This window comes from Pantoea trifolii (genome assembly GCF_024506435.1).
In the GTDB taxonomy this organism is placed as follows: domain Bacteria; phylum Pseudomonadota; class Gammaproteobacteria; order Enterobacterales; family Enterobacteriaceae; genus Pantoea; species Pantoea trifolii.
This window is the reverse complement of sequence record NZ_JANIET010000001.1, coordinates 1,529,768-1,548,030: the sequence shown is the minus strand read 5'-3', so window position 1 is coordinate 1,548,030 and position 18,263 is coordinate 1,529,768. Positions and strand designations below refer to the sequence as shown.

15 protein-coding genes are annotated in these 18,263 nt (G+C 53.7%); 4 read left to right on the top strand and 11 right to left on the bottom strand.

Annotated features, from left to right (window positions below):
- Complete coding sequence (locus NQH49_RS07080; RefSeq protein WP_256696120.1) at positions 1–1,863, top strand: AAA family ATPase; 1,863 nt, start codon at positions 1–3, stop codon at positions 1,861–1,863.
- Positions 1,864–1,930: 67 nt separating this feature from the next.
- A complete protein-coding gene (gene fabA, locus NQH49_RS07075) occupies positions 1,931–2,449 on the top strand; it encodes a bifunctional 3-hydroxydecanoyl-ACP dehydratase/trans-2-decenoyl-ACP isomerase (RefSeq protein ID WP_007887361.1) in 519 nt (172 codons plus the stop codon).
- A gap of 66 nt (positions 2,450–2,515) precedes the next feature.
- Here fabA and rmf read toward each other — a convergent pair whose 3' ends face one another.
- The 6 genes from rmf to rlmKL all read right to left on the bottom strand — a co-directional run bounded on the left by rmf (position 2,516) and on the right by rlmKL (position 10,465).
- Positions 2,516–2,683 carry a ribosome modulation factor gene (rmf, locus tag NQH49_RS07070; RefSeq protein WP_071531634.1) on the bottom strand — a complete coding sequence of 56 codons (168 nt, stop codon included), beginning with the start codon at positions 2,681–2,683 and terminating at the stop codon, positions 2,516–2,518.
- 271 nt (positions 2,684–2,954) lie between these two features.
- Positions 2,955–3,521, bottom strand: a complete 567-nt coding sequence (pqiC, locus tag NQH49_RS07065; protein ID WP_256696119.1) for a membrane integrity-associated transporter subunit PqiC — start codon at positions 3,519–3,521, stop codon at positions 2,955–2,957.
- Positions 3,518–5,161, bottom strand: coding sequence for an intermembrane transport protein PqiB (gene pqiB / locus NQH49_RS07060; protein ID WP_256696118.1), 1,644 nt, complete (start codon positions 5,159–5,161; stop codon positions 3,518–3,520). Before pqiB ends, pqiC begins: the two co-directional genes overlap by 4 nt.
- The gene (gene pqiA, locus NQH49_RS07055) at positions 5,133–6,416 is read right to left on the bottom strand and encodes a membrane integrity-associated transporter subunit PqiA (RefSeq protein ID WP_256696117.1); all 1,284 of its coding nucleotides are present in this window, start codon (positions 6,414–6,416) and stop codon (positions 5,133–5,135) included. Before pqiA ends, pqiB begins: the two co-directional genes overlap by 29 nt.
- A gap of 15 nt (positions 6,417–6,431) precedes the next feature.
- Positions 6,432–8,342: an ABC transporter ATP-binding protein gene (locus NQH49_RS07050; protein ID WP_256696116.1), complete on the bottom strand. Its 1,911-nt coding sequence runs from the start codon at positions 8,340–8,342 to the stop codon at positions 6,432–6,434.
- Between the two features lie 5 nt (positions 8,343–8,347).
- Positions 8,348–10,465 (bottom strand): bifunctional 23S rRNA (guanine(2069)-N(7))-methyltransferase RlmK/23S rRNA (guanine(2445)-N(2))-methyltransferase RlmL, encoded by a 2,118-nt coding sequence (gene rlmKL, locus NQH49_RS07045; protein WP_061717099.1) that lies wholly within the window; start codon positions 10,463–10,465, stop codon positions 8,348–8,350.
- Between the two features lie 108 nt (positions 10,466–10,573).
- On the opposite strand from rlmKL, the gene NQH49_RS07040 reads away from it, so the two are divergent.
- Positions 10,574–11,683: a YcbX family protein gene (locus NQH49_RS07040; protein WP_256696115.1), complete on the top strand. Its 1,110-nt coding sequence runs from the start codon at positions 10,574–10,576 to the stop codon at positions 11,681–11,683.
- A 5-nt stretch (positions 11,684–11,688) separates the two neighbouring features.
- Here NQH49_RS07040 and NQH49_RS07035 read toward each other — a convergent pair whose 3' ends face one another.
- From NQH49_RS07035 to NQH49_RS07015, 5 genes are all read right to left on the bottom strand, one after another.
- A complete protein-coding gene (locus NQH49_RS07035; protein ID WP_256696114.1) occupies positions 11,689–12,231 on the bottom strand; it encodes a cell division protein ZapC in 543 nt (180 codons plus the stop codon).
- 147 nt (positions 12,232–12,378) lie between these two features.
- Positions 12,379–13,389, bottom strand: coding sequence for a quinone-dependent dihydroorotate dehydrogenase (pyrD, locus tag NQH49_RS07030; RefSeq protein WP_256696113.1), 1,011 nt, complete (start codon positions 13,387–13,389; stop codon positions 12,379–12,381).
- A 119-nt stretch (positions 13,390–13,508) separates the two neighbouring features.
- A complete protein-coding gene (locus tag NQH49_RS07025) occupies positions 13,509–14,510 on the bottom strand; it encodes a glycosyltransferase (RefSeq protein WP_256696112.1) in 1,002 nt (333 codons plus the stop codon).
- 2 nt (positions 14,511–14,512) lie between these two features.
- Positions 14,513–16,030, bottom strand: coding sequence for a lipopolysaccharide biosynthesis protein (locus NQH49_RS07020; protein WP_256696111.1), 1,518 nt, complete (start codon positions 16,028–16,030; stop codon positions 14,513–14,515).
- A gap of 97 nt (positions 16,031–16,127) precedes the next feature.
- Positions 16,128–16,955, bottom strand: coding sequence for a hypothetical protein (locus NQH49_RS07015; protein ID WP_256696110.1), 828 nt, complete (start codon positions 16,953–16,955; stop codon positions 16,128–16,130).
- Between the two features lie 754 nt (positions 16,956–17,709).
- On the opposite strand from NQH49_RS07015, the gene ssuE reads away from it, so the two are divergent.
- Positions 17,710–18,261, top strand: a complete 552-nt coding sequence (gene ssuE / locus NQH49_RS07010) for an NADPH-dependent FMN reductase (protein WP_256696109.1) — start codon at positions 17,710–17,712, stop codon at positions 18,259–18,261.
- Positions 18,262–18,263 lie beyond the last annotated feature (2 nt).

Sequence of the window (18,263 nt, the reverse complement as noted above, 5' to 3'; positions counted from 1 at the left end):
ATGCAGCAAGGAAAAACATGTTGCAGCCGTCACAATCCGGGCCGGAACTCCGCCGTGATTAACCGGGTTGATTCCTGTATAATCGCGCTTTTCCTAAATCAGACTAATGCGAATATTTTGACCAGCACTCAAATTACGTGGCAAGCCCTGCAGCCGGATAGCGACCGCTACCAATCCATTTTCTCGAACGTCTCACTGGAAGATTGCGATAGTCTTGCCGCGGTTCAGCCGCGTCTGCTGAATGCGCTGGCGCATTTGCATCATCAAACCCTGGGTTTCCCACTGCTGCTGTTGCGCAGTCAGGAAAACAGCGATTACCTGGCCTGCATCGCCGATGCAGCGCAACGTTTCCAGCCGGATGAGATTGCTCTCTACGGTGGTGACTATCATGTGATGGGCGATAACGTTAGCCTGCTCGCGCCAACCGATATCAATCGCCCGTTCACCAGCCAGGGCGGCGTGCATTTCGCCGACTGGATTGAAGCTGAGCAACTGTTCGGTTGCGTACGTCAATATAAAGACCGTGTGCAGCCTGAACCGGGCCTACTGCATCGCGCCAATGGCGGCACGTTAATACTTGCGGTCAATACTTTGCTGGCACAGCCGCTGTTGTGGCTGCGTCTGCGTAAGTGCATTGAGCAAGGTCGCTTCGATTGGTATTCACAGGATGAGCGTCAACCGCTGCCCGTCGCCATTCCCTCGCTACCGCTGCAACTGCGTCTGGTACTGTGTGGCGACCGTGATGCACTGGCCGCCTTCCAGGAAATGGACGTCGAAGTTCATGAGATGGCGCTGTACAGCGAATTTGAAGAGAGCTTACAGATTCTCGACGAAGACGACATGACTTCATGGTGCCAGTGGACGCTAACACAAGCTGAACAAGCTGGGTTAGCCCAGCCTGAAGCGGATTTCTGGCCATTGTTGATCACCGAAGCGGCACGCATGACCGGTGATCAAGACACCTTACCGCTTTGCCCACGCTGGCTTCGTCGTCAACTACAGGAAACGGCGCTGCATGGCGACAGCATCAATGCCGAAGCGTTGAAAGAAGCACTGGAAGCACGCCAGTGGCGTGAAGGCTTCCTCGCCGATCGCATGCGCGATGAAATCCTGCTTAATCAGATCATGATTGAGACTGAAGGCGAAGTGGTCGGCCAAATCAATGGCCTTTCGGTGGTTGAGTTCCCGGGTCATCCGCGTCCGTGGGGCGAACCTTCACGCATTACCTGTGTGGTACATCCCGGCGATGGCGAATTCACCGATGTAGAGCGCAAAGCTGAGTTAGGTGGCAACATTCATGCAAAAGGCATGATGATCATGCAAGCCTATCTGATTGCCGAACTGGAGCTGGAGCAACAGTTACCCTTCTCGGCTTCGCTGGTGTTTGAACAATCCTATTCTGAAGTGGATGGCGACAGCGCCTCGCTGGCCGAGCTGTGTGCGTTAATCAGCGCGCTGGCTAATCAACCGGTTAATCAGCAGATTGCGGTAACTGGTTCAGTGGATCAGTTTGGTAACGTGCAGCCCGTCGGTGGCCTGAATGAAAAAATTGAAGGCTTTTTCCACATCTGTAACTCACGTGAACTGACCGGCAAGCAGGGTGTGATTTTCCCTGCCAGTAACGCGCGCCATCTCAGTTTGAATCAGGACGTAGTGGAAGCGGTTAAAGCCGGACAATTCCATCTTTGGGCCATTGAGAGCGTAGATGAAGCGCTGCCGCTGCTGACCGGCATTGTTTGGCAGAGTGAAAGCGGCGAATCACTGCTTAGCACCATTCAGGAACGCATTACCCAGTTGAACCAGCAGGAAGCTCGCCTGCGTCCATGGCCATTACGTTGGCTCAACTGGTTCAACCACAGTTGATAAGATTGCTCAGCGTACAACTGTTCGCTAATATTCGGGCTTCACTAAAAGAAGGCATATTGAGAACATGGTAGATAAACGCGAATCCTATAGTAAAGAAGACCTGGTTGCCTCGGGTCGCGGCGAACTGTTTGGCGAAAATGGACCGCCGCTTCCATCCAACAACATGTTGATGATGGACCGCGTGGTCAAAATGACTGAAGACGGCGGTAAATTCGATAAAGGTTTCGTAGAAGCCGAACTGGATATCCGCCCCGACCTGTGGTTCTTTGACTGCCACTTCATTGGCGATCCGGTGATGCCGGGTTGCCTCGGCCTTGATGCGATGTGGCAGCTGGTTGGCTTCTACCTCGGCTGGCTGGGCGCAGAAGGTAAAGGCCGCGCATTAGGCGTAGGTGAAGTGAAGTTCACTGGACAAGTCCTGCCTACCGCGAAGAAAGTGACCTACAAAATCCACTTCAAGCGTGTGATCAACCGTAAACTGGTGATGGGCGTAGCAGATGGTGAAGTCTTTGTTGACGGGAACCTGATTTACTCTGCTACGGATTTGAAAGTGGGTCTGTTCAAAGACACTTCCGCTTTCTAATCCTTCCAAACGAAAACCTCCGCACGCAGCGGAGGTTTCTTCCATAATGATAGACATCCAGCAGTGCTAGGCCACCGCTGACCTGTCCTCCATGGCTTGACGCCAACCTCCCAACCAGTGAGACCGTGCATCGATCAATTGATAAGGGCATATCTCTTTTGAACGCCCTGTAATCCCGGCTTGGTAGCCTCGTGAATGTGCTCGTTCCAGGCGGTCTCTCTTCTGTCTCTTCATGCCTCGTTTCCCTCATTTTTCAGGTCTGGTGGAATCTGGGTGGAAAGAAAGAGTGGCGATATAATGTTCAACCACAGTAATGTTCTAACCCGATGCAGAAGAAAGGTCAATGCGCAAAATTCACGCCAATGTCATGTTTTTGACGTTAAAGTGCCATGTAGAATTGTCAGTGGAATGTCTATCTGGCTGATTAGGCAATAAAAAAAGCCCCTGATTTGACTGCGATCACACTACAGCAAATCAAGGACTTAGCATAAGCATCGAACAAATCTTAATTTAGCGAAACGACACTATTTGCGATTTGTTGCGCCGTTTGCTGCCAGCCGAGAGCCAGAGTACGCACCAACGCATCATAGCCATCTTCAGTTTGCGGCAGCGTCAGATTAAAGCCATGTTTGATTAGGCGCCCTTGATGCTGCAGTAACCATTCGCCACTCACCACCACTTGCCCATCGTAACGTCCCTGGAAACCGGTGACATTGACGGAGAGCGTGTCGTGGCTATCGCCCAGCGGAGCACCAGCAACCAAACGGCCAGGCAGCGCTTTGCTGAGATTACTGATCAGCGTTTGCTGCAGCTGTTGATCGAGCGGACTGGCCCACAAGTTATTGGCCGCAATCACGTACTTCACATCGCTGGTCTGATACACCAGGCCATTGCCCGCCATATAATCCGGTACCGTCACCTGCTCGACCCAAATCATCGGCTGTCCAGTGCCAGCGGCACTTTCAACGCGCGCCACATTATTGCCTGTCGGTAGCTGATAATAGGTATTTTCAATGGTGCTGCTGCAGCCTGTTAGCAGCAACAGCGCCCCGATCATTAGCCCTTTTTTCACTGTTTCGCCCTCTTTGGCTGTGGATCCTGGCCCGGCTTGGCTTCAAACACCAGCGCGTTACTTTTGCTATTCAGCGTTTTCAGCACCGGCTGCAGCTCACGCAGCACCTGATCAAGCCGCTGCATATCGCCCACCAGCTTGCTGTAAGCCGGTGAACCTGGCTGCAGCCCTTTCATGCTGCGATTCAGTTCACGCAGGGTTTGCTGCATGTCTGAAGGCAGCGTTTTCATCGCTGGGTTTGCGGTGATCTGATTGAGATTATCCAGCGTCTTCTGCAGCTGTTGCAGCGTGCGCTGGCTCTCTTTCAAGGTACCGGTGGCTTCATTCAGCAAAGGATTAAGTGGCAAGCCGTTAATCTTATCCAGCGCCGCCATCAATTTCTGCTGAATCTGCGCCAGGCCACCGCTGACGGTTGGAATCACTTCCAGTCCCGCCACTTCGTTCGGGCCTTTATATGCCGGTGCATTGTCGTAGAAATCGAGGTCGATAAATAGCGCGCCAGACAGCAGGTTGCCGGTTTTCAGCGTCGCACGCAGACCGCGTTTTTTGCCTTCCTGCAGATGCTGCTCAAGATTGAAATCTCCGCCCAGACGATTAACAAAACGATCCGGCTCAATGCGAATCAGCACCGGCACGCGATAGTCAGTATTCAGCGCCTGATTCACACCCGGAATCATGTAAGGCACTTGTGACACTGTACCCAGACGAATGCCACGGAACTCAACCGGTGCGCCAACCTGCAAGCCACGAATCGAATCGGTGAAGAACAGCAGGAAATCGGTGTGAGCACTGTAAAGCGAATCCTGGATGCTGCGCTGATCGTCGTACAGATGGTATTCCGCTTTGTTCTCCGCAGCACGGCCCAGCTCAGCGCCGTCCGGCACGTCAAAACTGACGCCGCCGCTGAACAGTGTGGTGAGCGATCCCATCTCTACGCGCATGCCGGATGCCGACATATCCACCGCAATGCCGCTGTCTTTCCAGAAGCGCACATTGGTGGTAATGAGGCGATCGTAGGGCGCCGAGATAAACAGCTGATAAGCCATCATACGTTTATCGGTATCAAAGGTGCTGGTTTCCACCGAGCCGACACGATAACCCCGGAACAGCACCGGATCACCCGGATTCAACTGTCCCGCTTTTTTACTGTCAAGCGTGACACGAATCCCTTTGGCATCCGGCGGTGCTAACGGCGGTGCATCCAGCAATTGGTATCTCTCTGGCTTATCACCCTTCGCGCCCGGCTGCAGTTCGATATAAGCACCCGATAACAAGGTGCCTAAACCGGAAATACCTTCGCGGCCAATTTGCGGTTTAACTACCCAAAATGCGCTGTCGCCTTGCAGCAGCTTTTCCATACCAGAGTTGAGACGCGCTTTAATCTCAACGTGGTGCAAATCATCGGTCAGAACCGCGCTTTCCACCACGCCAACGTTAACGCTGCGGCTCTTAATGGCGGTTTTACCGGCTTCGATGCCTTCCGCGTTCTCGGTAATCAGCGTCACTTCCGGACCCTGATGGCTGAAGTGATAAAAAAGAATCCATCCGCCGATTAACAGCGTGACGATGGGTACAATCCAGACCGGTGACCAGCGTTTAATCTGGTCGACCTTAGCAGTCCCGTGATGGTTGTCCGTCAAGACGCGGCTCCTTACGTTCAGTTTCTCGTTGTCGATCCCACAGTAGGCGCGGATCAAAGGTCATGGCGGCAAACATCGTGAGAATCACCACCATGGCAAACAGCAGCGCACCCGGCGCAGGATACACACTCATCAGTCGTCCCATGCGCACCAGAGCGGAGAGAACGGCGATGACAAACACATCAATCATTGACCAGCGGCCAACGAACTCAACCACCTCATAAACCACGTGCATCTTTTCATCATCGCGTCCGCCGCGTCCGCTGCCGTGCCAGCACAGCCAGGCAATCGCCAGCATTTTCAGCGAAGGCACCATGATACTGGCGATGAAGATCACCAGCGCTACCGGCCACGAACCGTCGCTCCACAGCAAAATCACCCCGGCCATAATGTTCGAGGGATATTGCGAACCGAGCGTTTCGGTCACCATGATCGGCATGATATTGGAGGGAATGTAGAGCATCACCGAGGTGATCAGCAGCGCCAGCGTCCATTGCAGACTGTGCTTGCGGCGCGCATGCGCCTTCACACCACAACGCGGACACGCCAATTGGTCGGCGGGCAGAATAGCGGTGCAACACGGACAGCTACGCAAACCCTGCTTTAAGCCACTAACACCGGCCAGTGGCACTTTCGGCAGCGGCGGTAACGGATCGATACGTTGCCACACCCAGCGGCGATCAACACATTGAAACGCCCGCAAATGCAGCACGCAGAACAGGCACCACGGCCAGAAACTGCTGCCGAGGCCAATCTCGCCATACGCCATCAGCTTGACGAAACTGACCAGCACGCCGGCCATAAAGATTTCCGCCATGCCCCAGCTACGCAGCTGAAACAGCACGCGCGCCAATCCAAGCCGCAGGTTATGCGGCATGCGAACGTTATTGACCAGCAGGATAATGGTGATCATGCAGAAGGCGGGAATGCCCTGCACAAACAGCAGAAACAGCGTTGCCAGGCTGCGGTAATCTTCACGATCCATCACCTGCGGAATTTCGAGCAGCGATATCTGGCTGCTCAATCCCGCGACGTGCATATTGATGAAAGGAAACAGATTGGCCAGCACCAGCATAAACAGCGCCGAAAGGGCGTAGCCGGTCGGACGTCGACGCGGCTCCTGCCAGTTGGCTTGCAGCGTGGTGTGACAACGCGGGCAACGCGCACGGCTGCCGACCGGTACAGCGGGCAGCTTTACTGTTAAATCACACTGTGGACAAAGACTCCACTGATGCGCTTGATCCGCTGCACACATGCTGACTCCTTCCGATTACGCGCCGTTTTTCAGCGCTTCCAGCTCTTCCCAACGTTCAAACGCCACTTCCAGTTCCTGCTCGGTTTGCGCTAACGCATCCAGAACGGGCTGGGTTTTATCGTGTGGCTGGCTGAAGAAGTCCGGATGACTCATTTTAGCCTGCAACTCACCGATGCGGGTTTCCAGCTGTTCGAGTTTTTGCGGCAGCTGTTCCAGCTCACGTGCCAGGTTATAGCTTAGCTTGTTGGCTGGACGTTTGGCGACGTCACTTTTCTCTGCTGTTTTCGTCGGTGCAGCCGGTTTGGCCTGAGTGGCTTTGCCTTGCTTATACGCGGCGCGCTGCTGCTGCGCATCGTGATAGCCACCCACAAAGGTACCGATTTCGCCGTTGCCTTCGAAGATCCAGCATTCAGTCACGGTGTTGTCGACGAATTGACGATCGTGGCTCACCAGCATCACCGTGCCCTGGTAACCATCCACCAGCTCTTCCAGCAGTTCCAGCGTTTCGACGTCGAGGTCGTTAGTCGGTTCATCGAGAATCAGCAGGTTGCTTGGCTTGAGGAACAGACGTGCCAGCAGCAGGCGGTTACGTTCACCGCCAGACAAGGCGCGCACTGGCGTCATGGCGCGTTTCGGATGGAACAGGAAGTCCTGCAGGTAACCGAGCACATGGCGCGGTTTGCCGTTAACCATCACTTCCTGCTTACCTTCAGCGAGGTTATCCATCACGGTACGATCCGGATCCAGCTCAGCGCGGTGCTGATCGAAGTAAGCGATTTCCAGTTTAGTACCACAGTGCACGCGGCCGCTGTCGGCTTTCAGCTGATCCAGCATCAAACGCAGCAAGGTGGTTTTACCGCAACCGTTCGGGCCAATCAGGGCGATTTTGTCGCCGCGCTGCACCTGAGTAGAGAAGTCTTTCACCAGGGTTTTACCACCCACGCTGTAATTGACATCTTCCATCTCAAACACGATTTTACCGGAACGTGCCGCTTCGCCGACCTGCATATTGGCTTTGCCCATCACTTCACGGCGTGCAGAGCGCTCGTTACGCAGCGCTTTCAAAGCACGTACGCGGCCTTCGTTACGCGTGCGGCGCGCTTTGATGCCCTGACGGATCCACACTTCTTCCTGCGCCAGCTTGCGGTCGAATTCGGCGTTTTGCATCTCTTCGACGCGCAGCGCTTCTTCTTTACCGGTCAGGAACAGATCGTAGTTGCCCGGCCAGGAAACCAGCTTGCCGCGATCGAGATCGACAATACGCGTTGCCATGTTGCGGATAAATGAACGGTCATGCGAGATGAACACGATGCTGCCGCTAAAGGTCTTGAGGAACGTTTCCAGCCAGTCGATGGTTTCGATATCGAGGTGGTTCGTCGGTTCGTCGAGCATCAGCACGCGCGGGTTGCTCACCAGCGCGCGGCCCAATGCCGCTTTACGCAGCCAGCCGCCGGAAAGCGAGGACAACTCGGTATCCGCATCCAAACCAATCTGCAGCAGCACGTCGTTAATACGGCTATCCAGCTGCCACAGATTTTGATGGTCAAGAATGGTTTGCAGACGGCCCATCTCGTTGAGGTTCTTCTCGCTCGGATCTTCCATCACCAGATGGGAAATCGCGTGATAAGCCTTGAGATGCTCAGCCTGCTCGGCCACGCCTTCGGCAACGAAGTCGTAAACCGAGCCGGTAATGTTGCGTGGCGGATCCTGTTGCAGACGCGCCACCACCAAATCCTGCTCATAAATGATGCGGCCATCATCCAGCGGCTGTTCGCCGTTGATGATTTTCATCAGCGTCGATTTACCGGCGCCGTTACGGCCAACCAGACAGACGCGTTCGCCCTCTTCGATATGCAGTTCGGTGTTATCCAACAGCGGCGCATCGCTGAACGAGAGGTAAGCGCCATGGATACTGATCAGTGACATAAAACTTATTCCTTACCGGCGTGGCTAACCAGCCAGCAGTTGTGAATTTGACGGTTGCGCGCGAAATCCTGCGACAGCGTTTTTTGGGTAATTTCCTGCGCCTGCAGACCCAGACGTTCTAAGCCGTCGAGATCCATTTTGAAGCCGCGCTTATTGTTGGAGAACATAATGGTGCCACCGCGACGCAGCAGACGTTTCAGGTTCTGCATCAGCATCATGTGATCGCGCTGCACGTCGAAATCGTCTTCCATGCGCTTAGAGTTAGAGAACGTCGGCGGATCGATAAAAATCAAATCGAACTGTTCGTCACTCTCGCGTAACCAGCTCAGGCAATCCGCGTGCATCAGGCGGTGCTGACGACCGGTTAAACCGTTAAGACGCAGGTTGCGCTCGGCCCACTCCAGATAGGTACGCGACATATCTACGGTGGTGGTGGTTTTCGCGCCACCCAAACCGGCGTGCACGCTGGCGGTGCCGGTATAGGCAAACAGATTGAGGAAATCTTTGCCTGCGCTCATTTTGCCCAGCATCTGGCGTGCGATACGGTGATCGAGGAACAAACCAGTATCCAGATAATCGGTGAGATTCACCAGCAGTCGCGCATCAAATTCCTGCACTTCGAAGAAATCGCCCTTCTCGCCCAGCTTTTGATACTGGCTTTTGCCTTTCTGGCGCTCGCGGGTTTTCATCACCAGACGATTCGCCGGGATCTCCAACACGCTCAGCGTTGCACTAATTACATCGAACAGACGCTGACGCGCTTTGTTGGCGTCCACGGTTTTCGGTGGCGCATACTCCTGGATCACCACCCAATCAGCGTAACGATCGACCGCCACGTTGTACTCTGGCAGATCGGCGTCATACAGACGATAACAGTCGATGTTCGACTGGCGCGCCCATTTATCCAGTTTCTTCAGATTCTTACGCAGGCGGTTAGCAAAATCTTCCGCAATCTGCGCGCCGCCTTCTGCGCTGGTCGCAGCCAGCTGATAGTTTTTCTGCACGCACTCGAGCGGGCCGTTTTTGGCTTTGAACTGGCGATCGGCACGCAGTTGCAAGCAACTCAGCAGCTCCGGCGAGGCGCTGAACAGCGACAGATTCCAGCCGCCGAAATTCTGCTTCATGATGCGGCCCAACTGGCTGTGCAGCGCAATCAGCGCCGGTTCGCTTTCCAGACGTTCACCGTACGGCGGGTTGCTTAATACCGTGCCGGTAATCTCTTTGCCCGCCAGCGGATTTTTCAGCTTGATCACATCCTGCTGCGCGAAGGTGAACAGCTCGAACACGCCGGCACGACGAGCATTGGCGCGCGCCGATTCCAGCACGCGGCTGTCATTATCGTAGCCAAAGAAACGGGCGGTCGCCGCAGCGGTACCCACGCGTGCGCGCTCTTTCGCGGCAGCATGAACTTCCTGCCAGACCGCCTGATTGTGTTTCTTCCAGCGATTGAAGCCCCAATGGGTACGCAACAGGCCAGGCGCGCGATCGCAGGCGATCAGCGCCGCTTCCAACAGCAGCGTGCCGGAACCACACATTGGATCGACCAGCGGCGTGCTGCTCTGCCAACCCGAACGCATCACAATCGCCGCCGCTAAGGTTTCTTTTAACGGCGCCGCGCCGGTTTGCTGGCGATAGCCGCGCTGATGCAGTGAATCACCGCTCAGATCCAGCGCGATGCTGACGCGATCTTTGTTCAGCCACGCATTGATGCGGATGCCCGGTTGTTCACGATCAACGTTCGGGCGTTCCAGATTCTGGCGGGTAAAGCTGTCCACGATGGCATCTTTAATACGCAACGCACCGAACTGGCTGTTGCGGATCACCTCATTGGTGCCGCTAAAATGGATGGCAAAACTGGTGTTGCTGTCGAACATCTCGGTCCATGGAATACTTTGCGCACCCACGTAAAGATCGAGATCGCTCCAGACGCCAAATTCTCCCAGCGGCAGCAAAATGCGCGAAGCCAAACGGCTCCACAGCAGGCTTTGGTACATTACATGGTCGTCGGCCTGAAAGTGGACGCCGCCCTGCACCACCTGCAAATCCTGCGCACCCAGCGCGTCTAGCTCACTTTTCAACAGCTCTTCGAGCCCACGCGCCGTACTGGCAAACAGAGAATTCATATCGTCACTTTTTACTCTTGCTTAAATTGCTGCGCATTATAGCGAATCAGCGTGCTATGTCATAAAGTTAGCTTCTTTTAAACTTATGACCCTGTTTCTGGAGTGGTGATGATTACGCTTTCACGCCTTTACATCCATCCCGTTAAATCTATGCGCGGTCTGCAACTGTCGCATGCGCAGGTGCTGGAAAGCGGTCTGGGCTTTGATCGCATCTTTATGGTGACCGAACTGGACGGCACGTTTGTCACCGCGCGCCAGTTTCCGGAAATGGTGCGTTTCACGCCTGCGCTGCTGCCGGATGGCCTGTTTTTACAAGCACCGGATGGATCGCAGGCGCTGATCCGCTTTAATGATTTTACCGCTGAGCAGTCACCTACCGAAGTATGGGGCAACCATTTCACCGCGCGTATTGCACCGGAAACGATTAATAGCTGGTTGAGCACCTTCTTCCCGCGTCCGGTGCAACTGCGCTGGACCGGCGCGGAACCGACGCGCCGTGTGAAGCGTTTTGATCATGTGCCGCTGAGCTTTGCTGACGGTTTTCCCTACTTGCTGGTGAACATGGCCTCGTTGCAGGATCTGCAACAACGCTGTCCGGCCAGCGTGCGTGTTGAGCAGTTCCGACCCAATCTGGTCGTAAGCGGCGCGGCCGCATGGGAAGAAGATAGTTGGAAACGTCTGCAAATTGGCGAGATTACCTTTGAGATGCCGAAGCCGTGCAGCCGCTGCGTGTTTACCACCGTCGGCACCGAAACGGGTCAAAAACATCCTAATGGCGAACCGCTCACCACCTTGCAGGGTTTCCGCAGCGCGCAGGATGGCAGCGGCGATATTGATTTCGGCCTGAATTTGATTGCGCTCAATAGCGGCATTATTCGCGTTGGCGATGCGGTGACCATTTTAGAGAAGCAAACGCCGCGCGCATACGGTGCGGGCGCCGTGGTCGAAACGCTGGCACCTGACGCTAGCAGCCACAGCGCAGTAACTATCGATTATCAGGGAGCGAGCTTTAGCGGCGACAATCAGCAAGTGTTGCTGGAACAACTGGAGATGCAGGGTTTCCGCATTCCCTACTCGTGCCGCGCCGGACTTTGTGGCAGCTGCAAAGTGACGTTGGTCGCGGGTGAAGTGAAAGCACTGAAGAAAAGCGCGGTGCGCGCAGATGGCACGATCTTAAGCTGCAGCTGTATTCCGGCAGGCGATATCGAACTGGCGTAAGCCGATCACACCGCCCGCGCGAAGTGGGCGGTTTGTTCCTGCTGCTGTGGACGCAGACGATCGTTCATGATCTTGATCGCATCACCCAGCTGCATACCTTTACCCGCCACGCTTAACGCGTTTTGCGCCAACAAGCACAGCGCCGCATTTTCACCGCTTTCAACCACAAACAGTTGTGCCTTTTCGCCGCTATCGGCCAGCGTCACCGCCACCATATCGCCTGCAGCCGGCTGCCAGCTGTGTGCGTGATTGGTGAAGTGCCAGCTTTTAGGCATCAGGGGTTTGAGAAATCGGCTGGCCACCAGCGCGTTTAATACTAATTCGGCACGCTGATCGCCTTTTAATCCACTCTGACGGCAACGTTCTTCAAAAGTAAAATAGAGCGCGGCGTCATCAACGCAAAAACCGCTGACATTAAATGCATCAGGCGTCAGCATTTTGCGCGAGAAGCGCGAGCGAAATAACATGCCGTCGGCTAAATCCAGCATCATGCGGTCATGCTCTGCGTCGAAATACCAACGCCAGTTGTCATCAGGTTTGATTTTCATGATCTGCCCTGTGGTTTATCGCTGCGCTAAATGGCGCTTAATTAAAAAATAAATCTGAGAAAAAGCTGAAAAATGCACCAGCAGGACAAAATATAAACGAGCCGAAGGGATAAATAAACCCCTCGGCGCAGTAAAGTGGGAAATGTCTTAGAGGTGGGTCACGATATCTTTAATTAAGCCTGGGCCTTTATAAATAAATCCGGAGTATATCTGCACTAATGTTGCACCTGCGGCAATTTTCTCGCGCGCAGAAACCAGCGAATCAATACCACCGACGCCAATAATAGGTAAGCGGCCCTGCAGCTCTTGCGCCAGGCGGCGAATCACTTCGGTGCTGCGTGACTGCACCGGACGACCACTTAATCCGCCCGCTTCTTCGGCATATTTAAGGCCGGTCACCAGCGAACGATCGAGCGTGGTATTGGTGGCAATCACACCATCAATATTGTGGCGCACCAAACTGTCGGCAACCTGGATCAATTCTTCTTCGGTAAGATCCGGCGCGATCTTTACCGCCACCGGCACATATTTAAGGTGCCGTTCTTGCAGCTCTCGCTGTTTTAATTTGATGGCGGAGAGAAGATCGTCCAGCGCTTCACCATATTGCAGCGTGCGTAATCCTGGCGTGTTCGGTGAGGAAATATTGATGGCAATATAACCGGCGTGGGCATATACCTTTTCCATGCAAATCAGATAATCGTCTTTACCATTCTCAACCGGCGTATCTTTATTTTTGCCAATATTGATGCCGAGAATGCCTTTAAAGCGCGACTTTTTGACGTTGGCGATCAGATGATCAACGCCGTGATTATTAAACCCCATGCGGTTAATAATCCCTTCCGCAGGCACTAAGCGGAACATCCGCGGTTTATCATTTCCCGGTTGCGCCAGCGGCGTTACCGTTCCCACTTCGACAAAACCAAAGCCCATCGCGCCGAAGGCATCAATGCACTCGGCATTTTTGTCGAGGCCGGCGGCTAAGCCGAGCGCGTTCGGGAAGGTTAATCCCATGCAGGTGACCGGACGTGATGGCAGCGACTGGCGAATCAGTCCTTCCAGCGGGGTGCCGCTGATAAAACGCAGTTGTTGAAAGGTGAGTTCGTGCGCACGCTCAGGATCAAGCTTAAACAGCGCCGGCCGGACGATAGGATATAACATGCACTCTCCTCAATGACGGAAACCAGGGAAGTCGGGGTGCACGGGAAAATGTGCGCCAGAATGGTAAGGTGCTCTGGCGCAAAAGTAAATTGTTCTACTGCATCACAATTTGATCGTTATCAGCGTCGTGCAGAATAGCGGCCAAGCTGTTCACGACACGCCTGCAGGCCACTGTAAATCGTCGGGCAATACCACATCAGCTTCAGACGCGCGCTGTGCTGCAACACATTGCGCACCAGCTGATTCACCTGCGGCTGCCAGTCTGTCGGGATCACCATATGATTTTTGCGGATCTGCGCCAGACAGCTGTGCATCACCGTTTGGTAATAGCTATCCAGCAAGGCCGCATCCACCGGCAGTTGCTGTTCACGCAGGAATTGTTCGCTGCTTTGGCGCGCAATGAAGTAGTTTTTCACATAGGAAAAATCGCGCGTGCTCTGCGACAACGAGGTCACCATAAAGCGTTTGTAGTAGTAGCTTTGGCTAGTGCAATAAATATTACGCGCCTGCAGATAGAGCGCGAACATGTACGGTGCATCTTCATGGTTCTGGATCGGCAGAAACTGCAGCGCCAGTTGATCAATCAAGCGACGCGAAATGATGCTGCTCCACACTACGCGGTGCGCCGACTGATGCTGCATCAGCGTACGCAAGCTGGTGCTGCCGCCGGGCAATAATCCACTGACATGACGCTGGTGAATGGTTTGATAGTGGCGCTGCGCGGCGGGCAGATCGAAGAACATCTTTGCGCCAAAGCAGAACAGGTCAATATCCTCATGGCGCGCCTGCACGCGACGGAAGTCGGCAAACAAGTCGGTGGAGACAAAATCATCCGCATCCATGAAGTAAACAAAATCGCCGGTTGCTACAGCGAGCCCTTTCATACGCGCCGCGCTGACGCCGCCGCGCTCGCCGCTCAGCAGCATCACCTGCGGGTGCTGGGCCGCAAACGCCGTTAGCCAGGCCACGCTGCTGTCGCTGGAGCCATCGTCGATAACAATGATCTGTTCCGGCGGCGATGACTGCCGCAACAAAGAACTCATCGCTTCTGGCAGCCAGGGCGCGCAATTCCAGTTCGGTATGATGACCGAAACCGTAGGGATACGGTGAGATGACATCATGCTCATCCTCTTTCCTCAACGTTAAACAACGGAATTCTGAGACGCTTCAACACCACGCTGTGCAGCAGGCAGCAGACACCAAGATTGAAGGCGCCAATCAAGCCGAGCCACAGCAGGTTGATCCAGCGATTTTGATTCCACTCGATAGGCAAGAAAGTGCTCAACCAGGCGATGGCGGCGGAAACCGCCCAAATCAGCATCACGTCGCGGGTTAACCAGGTGAAATGAATGCCCGGCGCGAAGCGGCGATGCACCAACCATGCCCAACCCACCAGATAGAAGATGTTTTGTCCCAGCCACAACCAACCGGTACCCAATGCGCCGTAGTGAACGGCACACCAGATGTTGAGCGGCACCAGCAGCACGGCAAAGCAGGTGAAGCCTTTCATGTGCAGCTTGAGGTTGCCGTTGATGTATTGCAGGTGATAGAGCAAGCCACAGATGGCCTGAATGCCGCTGCCCAATGCGTACAGGCTGAGAACAAACGACATCTCATCAACAATCTGACTCTTCTGCGTCCATGCCCACAGCAGCGGGCCGGCGTAACAGGCAATAGTAATGCTGAGCGGCGCCATAAAGATGGCCACCGCCTGCGTGGTGTAGCGATAGAGTTTCAGCGACTCCGCATCGCCCTCTTTACGGGTTTTCATGCCGGTCATGCGTGGCACAATCGCCTGCATGATCGGGCTGCTGAGCAGCAAAATGCCGGTCGCGGCCGTCGCCACCACGGTAAACGAACCGTATTCGCTCAGCGGCAACGTTTTGGAGAGCACCAATCGGTCGATTTGCGAAATAAAGGTCCACACCGCACTGGAGAATGCCGCGCTGAGGGCAAAGCGAATAAAGGGTTTCAGCACCTCTTTCAGATCGCCGCGCTTCTCTTTGCGCGCCGCTTTGGGAATCAGCTGGCAGGATTTGTAGATACAGCAGGCCGCTTCAGCAATCGACACCAGCAGCTGCCAGATAAAGAACGCCAATACCGGATTGGAGAAGAACTGGATTACCAGCACCGCGCCGAAAGTGCGCAAGGTGGTGATGATCAAGTTGACGCCGTTCAGCCACACTTGATGTTCGAAGCCGACAATCACGCTGCGATACGGACTGGTGCGCCAGCGAATCGCGGCGGTGATCACCATAATCGCCACGGCAATCACCACATCACCCGCAGGCAGATGACGTGCATCCAGCCAGTGCGTGGCAATCCATGGCGTTGCCAGCCAACCCAATACCACCAGCACAATGGTGGAGCACAGGAAGAATTTGGTCAGCGTGGCAAACAGCGCCGGGAACCAGACGAACTCCGCCTGATTAGCACGATAACGCGCCGCTTCCCGCATTAAGGTAGTAGAAACACCGGCATCCAGTAATTGCAGCCAGGTTAATAAGATCGAAAAGAAGCCCACTAAACCGTAGGCTTCCATTCCTAAGTGTTGAATATAAAGTGGTACAACCAAAATACCTGACAGCGTCAGATAGATTTGACCAACATAGTTGGCAATCGCGTTACGTTTTATAGACATAGGTGTTTTGGCATCTGGGGATTATCTCAGTGGCCTTAAGCGTGACATAAAAGTATTCACGCGCACACCGGAGTTATTCTTAAAATTAACGTTGGTGCTAAGCGCCCAGCCTTTTTCTCATTTTCATGATAGCGAAATAGATGTCAGGTTGTTTCAACATAAGTTTTTCCATTGCACCTTTGGCCGGGAAGTTTTCCGCAAAGTAGGTTAATGCGTGGCGGGTATTATCTGAGAATTTCGCCGCGCCACTCAACTCCTGCATGACTAATTGTAATAAGCCGCTGCGTAAATAACTTTCGCGATAGCGGTTTCGCTCCGGAATATAGTGTGACAAACGCGTGAGTTTTTCATAATCAGTAATAAATTGCTGATAAGTTAAGCGCGGCGATGCATCGGCTTTGGTGGTCAGCGAGGCTTCGCTGGCGTAATCGAGCACCCACGCCGTTTGCGTATGCAGTAATCCGGCGAGCATCACATCCTGAATACGCGTCAGCGGCGCAGCCACGCGGGCCAGGCCAGCACGCAAGATCACCGCAAAGCCGCCCTCCTGCCACCAGCGCTGCGCATGCAACTGTTGAAACAGCTGCAGAGACGAGTGTAAGCCGTTTGGCAGCTCGCGCTTTGCCAGCGAGACAATAAAGCAGTTCAGCTCTGGACGCTGGTCACTGAGCTTCGCCACGTCCTGCAGCAGGCTGGCCGGCAAGGCGTTGCGCTCCGCGCTGAACAGCAGGAAATCATCTTCAGCAGGCGTGCTGTGCGGGAAGGTTGGCAGCAATGAAGAAATAAGATGCGCGCCTGCGGCATCGGGTTGCAGCCAATAACACACCAGCTCTTCTTCTGGTTTAGGTGAGGGTGAGATGCGATTGAAGGTGGCAGGCACGACCTGCTGCTCAGTTAAATCCTGAGCAAATGAAGAACTACCCATATTTATCTCCCTAAGAATAAAGTAGCTTGCCGCAACGGCAGTTCACGCCACAAAACGCGGGCGTAAATAAATAAGTGAAATATCGTTATCGTGTTCTAGCGGAAATTAGCTCAACCAATTATAAACAGGCTTAGCGTTCTGATTCCAACGACGATCACCGTTGTTTTATCAATACAACTTTTAATTGTTCAGCATTGCTTTAGTAAAACGTAAATCAGGGCGCAAAAAGTAACAATATTTTTTGGAGACGAGCATGAGACCCGTCTTGTATTTAACATTTACTCGCGCCATCTCAACGGTTAGCTCAAATAAAAACCATAAATAAATAGAATAACTTTCACTCCCTCTAAGTTAAATCTGATTCCCAAACTTTAGAATAAATCAGAATCATCATTTTTCTTCTTTTATTTCAAAGTTCGCAACAACCTTCATCACAGGATGTTACGAGCTATGGGGATGTGTTTCTTTATTGATACCTCAATTAAGGTCATGCATTAAGCGCTTTAACTAATGGCGCAGTAAAACGCGATGCAATAACTGATATAACTGCTCGATTGCTCGAGTGCTTTTCAGATTAACCCTAAGCATCAATTCCGCTGGTTTTTATTCTTCCTTTATCTGTTCCGGACTATCCCATTTTGCGACTTAGGATTACCAGATAAATCATTTAAGCCTCGCTGCCTGCTCTGACAGTATTGAACACATCAGTTCTGAATATCAGATAATCAATAACTTTCAGTTATAAGGAGTGACCATGCGGATTATTACGCTGGCGGGCAGCCCTCGCTACCCTTCACGCTCTACTGCGCTGCTGAGCCTTTGCCAGCACGCGCTGGAAGCACGCGGCGTTGACGTGATTCCGTGGAATATTCACAACTTCCAGCCTGAAGATTTGCTCTATGCACGCTTCGATTCACCTGCCTTAGCCGCGTTGAAAGCCGATTTGGCGCTGGCGGATGGGGTGATTGTCGCCACGCCTATTTATAAGGCTTCGTTTTCCGGCGCACTGAAAACCCTGCTCGATCTACTGCCAGAGCGCGCGCTGGAGCATAAAGTGGTGCTGCCACTGGCAAGCGGCGGCAGCGCGTCACATCTGCTGGCGGTGGATTACGCGCTGAAGCCGGTGCTGAATGCGCTGAAGGCGCAGGAAGTGTTGCACGGCGTGTTCGCCACTGACAGCCAGATTACTGATTACGATCGCCAGCCGCTGCTCGATCCGCTGCTGTCGCAACGCATTGACGAGGCGCTGGATACCTTCTGGCACGCGCTGCATCGTCGCCACCAACCTTACGCACAAGCGGTATAAAG

Bases quoted from the DNA above. Each gene is read 5' to 3' on its own strand.
- NQH49_RS07080 (WP_256696120.1), top strand. From the start codon at position 1: ATGCAGCAAGGAAAAACATGTTGCAGCCGTCACAATCCGGGCCGGAAC.
- fabA (WP_007887361.1), top strand. From the start codon at position 1,931: ATGGTAGATAAACGCGAATCCTATAGTAAAGAAGACCTGGTTGCCTCG.
- rmf (WP_071531634.1), bottom strand. From the start codon at position 2,683: ATGAAGAGACAGAAGAGAGACCGCCTGGAACGAGCACATTCACGAGGC.
- pqiA (WP_256696117.1), bottom strand. From the start codon at position 6,416: ATGTGTGCAGCGGATCAAGCGCATCAGTGGAGTCTTTGTCCACAGTGT.
- NQH49_RS07050 (WP_256696116.1), bottom strand. From the start codon at position 8,342: ATGTCACTGATCAGTATCCATGGCGCTTACCTCTCGTTCAGCGATGCG.
- rlmKL (WP_061717099.1), bottom strand. From the start codon at position 10,465: ATGAATTCTCTGTTTGCCAGTACGGCGCGTGGGCTCGAAGAGCTGTTG.
- NQH49_RS07040 (WP_256696115.1), top strand. From the start codon at position 10,574: ATGATTACGCTTTCACGCCTTTACATCCATCCCGTTAAATCTATGCGC.
- NQH49_RS07035 (WP_256696114.1), bottom strand. From the start codon at position 12,231: ATGAAAATCAAACCTGATGACAACTGGCGTTGGTATTTCGACGCAGAG.
- pyrD (WP_256696113.1), bottom strand. From the start codon at position 13,389: ATGTTATATCCTATCGTCCGGCCGGCGCTGTTTAAGCTTGATCCTGAG.
- NQH49_RS07025 (WP_256696112.1), bottom strand. From the start codon at position 14,510: ATGATGTCATCTCACCGTATCCCTACGGTTTCGGTCATCATACCGAAC.
- NQH49_RS07020 (WP_256696111.1), bottom strand. From the start codon at position 16,030: ATGTCTATAAAACGTAACGCGATTGCCAACTATGTTGGTCAAATCTAT.
- NQH49_RS07015 (WP_256696110.1), bottom strand. From the start codon at position 16,955: ATGGGTAGTTCTTCATTTGCTCAGGATTTAACTGAGCAGCAGGTCGTG.
- ssuE (WP_256696109.1), top strand. From the start codon at position 17,710: ATGCGGATTATTACGCTGGCGGGCAGCCCTCGCTACCCTTCACGCTCT.